The organism is Aeromonas sp. QDB11, from assembly GCF_027705265.1.
In the GTDB taxonomy this organism is placed as follows: Bacteria; Pseudomonadota; Gammaproteobacteria; order Enterobacterales; family Aeromonadaceae; genus Aeromonas; species Aeromonas allosaccharophila.
Genome location: NZ_JAPDBM010000146.1, coordinates 1 through 2,139, shown reverse-complemented (window position 1 = coordinate 2,139; position 2,139 = coordinate 1). Strand labels below are relative to the sequence as shown.

Genomic DNA, 2,139 nt, shown 5'->3' with positions numbered 1-2,139 from the left:
AAGAGCCGGCTGGAATGACGACTATCGGGCTCAGTTATTCTTTGGTTAAAATATCAACAAAGTGTGCTCCCGCCCTGTAAGCGCCATGGCAATGCAGTATCCTCTCTGGAATCCTCACGGGAAGAGACAAATCAGGCTCTTAAAACGTTAGGAAAAGTCAAAGCTGAGATTCTTTTAAATCAATTTAAGTATCTTATCGACTTTCAAAAACGCCTACAAAAAGGCGGTTCCGCCAGACTCAAGGAGTTTGAAGAGGCCATTAGCCCCGTTGAATTAAAAGATATGGCTCGTTTGGTTGAAGTCGGTCTTGATCTCAACAAAAACATGGGTTCATCCGCTGCTGCAGGAGCCTTGGCTGGCTTGGCCGCCTACGGCTCTGTTGGCATGCTGGCATCAGCATCAACAGGAACAGCCATCGCCACCTTGTCTGGTGCAGCAGCCCAGAGTGCCACCCTGGCATGGTTGGGTGGTGGTTCACTTGCGGCAGGAGGATTTGGCGTTGCTGGTGGCACCTTGGCATTGGGCGGTATTGTACTGGGCCCGGCATTGGCCATCGGTGGTTTTATGATGGCCAGCAAGGCCGAAGAAGCGGTAACCGAAGCCCGGAGCTACGCCGCCAAAATCGATACCCAAATAGCCGAGATAGATACATCAAAAGTGTATTTGAAGGGGCTACGTTCACATGCCGCAGAAATAACAGCAGTTATTCATGCAGCTGTCGAACGATTCGAGAAAGTTAAGACAGAAAATCTGGATGATAATAAATCCATAGATATGATGTTTCTCATGGGTAAATCCCTCAAGCAATTGATAGACGTGCCATTGATAGACAAAAATGAGAAACTGATTGGTAATTTGAAATCTACCTACTCTGGCTTATTAGTATATTCAGGTGAAGAATGAGCAAGACACTTTCCAAGGTAGGAAATTTGATAACCAAAGTACCGGTTAAATCAATACCGCCTAGCATGGCCATTGATGCATTTCAATCTATACAATCGGCATATGCTGAGTACAAACAGACTGTTGCGATAGAAAAAACCAAGCGGCAAGCTATTTCTGCTTGGCGCGATGTCGAAATTAGCAAGATCCAGGCTCAAAAAGAGATTCTCGAAGATTATTTGAAAGAGTCCTTTAAAGAACGCGCTGTGCAGATCGAAGGCCTTTTTTCGGCCCTAGATAAGGGGATTGATATGGGCAATATGGACATTGTAGGTGAAGCAATGTCCAGCATTGTTGCCATCGCCAAAGAATCCCCGCTAGCACAGGCCAAAGAAGCAATATCTGCGTTAAAGGACCCAACTGTAAAGTCGATTGACTGGTAGCAGAGGTAGTTATTATGAGTTTTTGGAGTACTGTGGGTAAACTTGCTGACAAAGCAGCACAAGCAGCGAGCGATACTTACGATGAAACAGATGCGACTGTATTTGCCATGAGTGATCGTGAACTTGCCAAGGTTGCTACAGGTCAACAATCTGCTGGGCCAGTAACAAAAGCATTAGTTTTAAAAGAGCTTTTTAATCGGGGCTATCGTTCTCCTGACGAGATCAAAACGCTTTTATAGAGAGTTAGTAAAAATAAAGCATCAAGATACATATGGCGGTATCTTGATGCTAACCACCTATCTTATTGTTGAGGTTTATATATTATGAAATCTTTATCTGATGCATTACTTGAATACAGATTCGACATAACAGATAATGATGATTCCATTCTGTCAGTAGTGCCCGCTTTAATAAAGCCGTAAAAACAGCATCAAATAAATATGTTGCTAAGTATAACTCGCACGCAAATAGCGCGACTGACTTTGTTTTTATTTATGAATATTCTTCATTCCTTGGCTTTATTCAAGGCTTTGCAATAACTGATAGCTATATTTATGGTGATGATGGTGGAACTTTTGAATTACCACTCAACAATCTTTCCTCTGTCAAATATGATAATGAAGATCATGAAATTGTTTTTTATCCTAAAAATGGTTCAAAAAATCACATAAAAGTATCTGCAAACAAAAAACAGCTAGCTAAAACGTTAGTCTCCATCATAAATAACTACATATAACTGAATCGCCCCTGGTTTTCTAGACACTTTGTTGCTGAAAAATAAACTGCCTTTCAAACTCTACCGGCGACAACCCAT

3 protein-coding genes are annotated in these 2,139 nt (G+C 42.2%); all 3 read left to right on the top strand.

Annotation, left to right across the window (positions count from 1 at the left end; all coding sequences use genetic code 11):
- Positions 1 to 63 precede the first annotated feature (63 nt).
- Genes OKC40_RS22235 through OKC40_RS22225 form a run of 3 tightly spaced genes read left to right on the top strand, consistent with a single transcriptional unit; the run spans position 64 to position 1,564 of the window.
- Positions 64 to 903, top strand: coding sequence for a hypothetical protein (locus OKC40_RS22235; RefSeq protein ID WP_270797005.1), 840 nt, complete (start codon positions 64 to 66; stop codon positions 901 to 903).
- Complete coding sequence (locus OKC40_RS22230) at positions 900 to 1,325, top strand: hypothetical protein (RefSeq protein ID WP_270797004.1); 426 nt, start codon at positions 900 to 902, stop codon at positions 1,323 to 1,325. The genes OKC40_RS22235 and OKC40_RS22230 overlap by 4 nt, the downstream gene beginning before the upstream one ends.
- A gap of 14 nt (positions 1,326 to 1,339) precedes the next feature.
- Entirely contained in the window at positions 1,340 to 1,564 is a 225-nt protein-coding gene (locus OKC40_RS22225) for a hypothetical protein (protein ID WP_270797003.1), read from the top strand.
- The last annotated feature ends 575 nt before the right edge of the window (positions 1,565 to 2,139 follow it).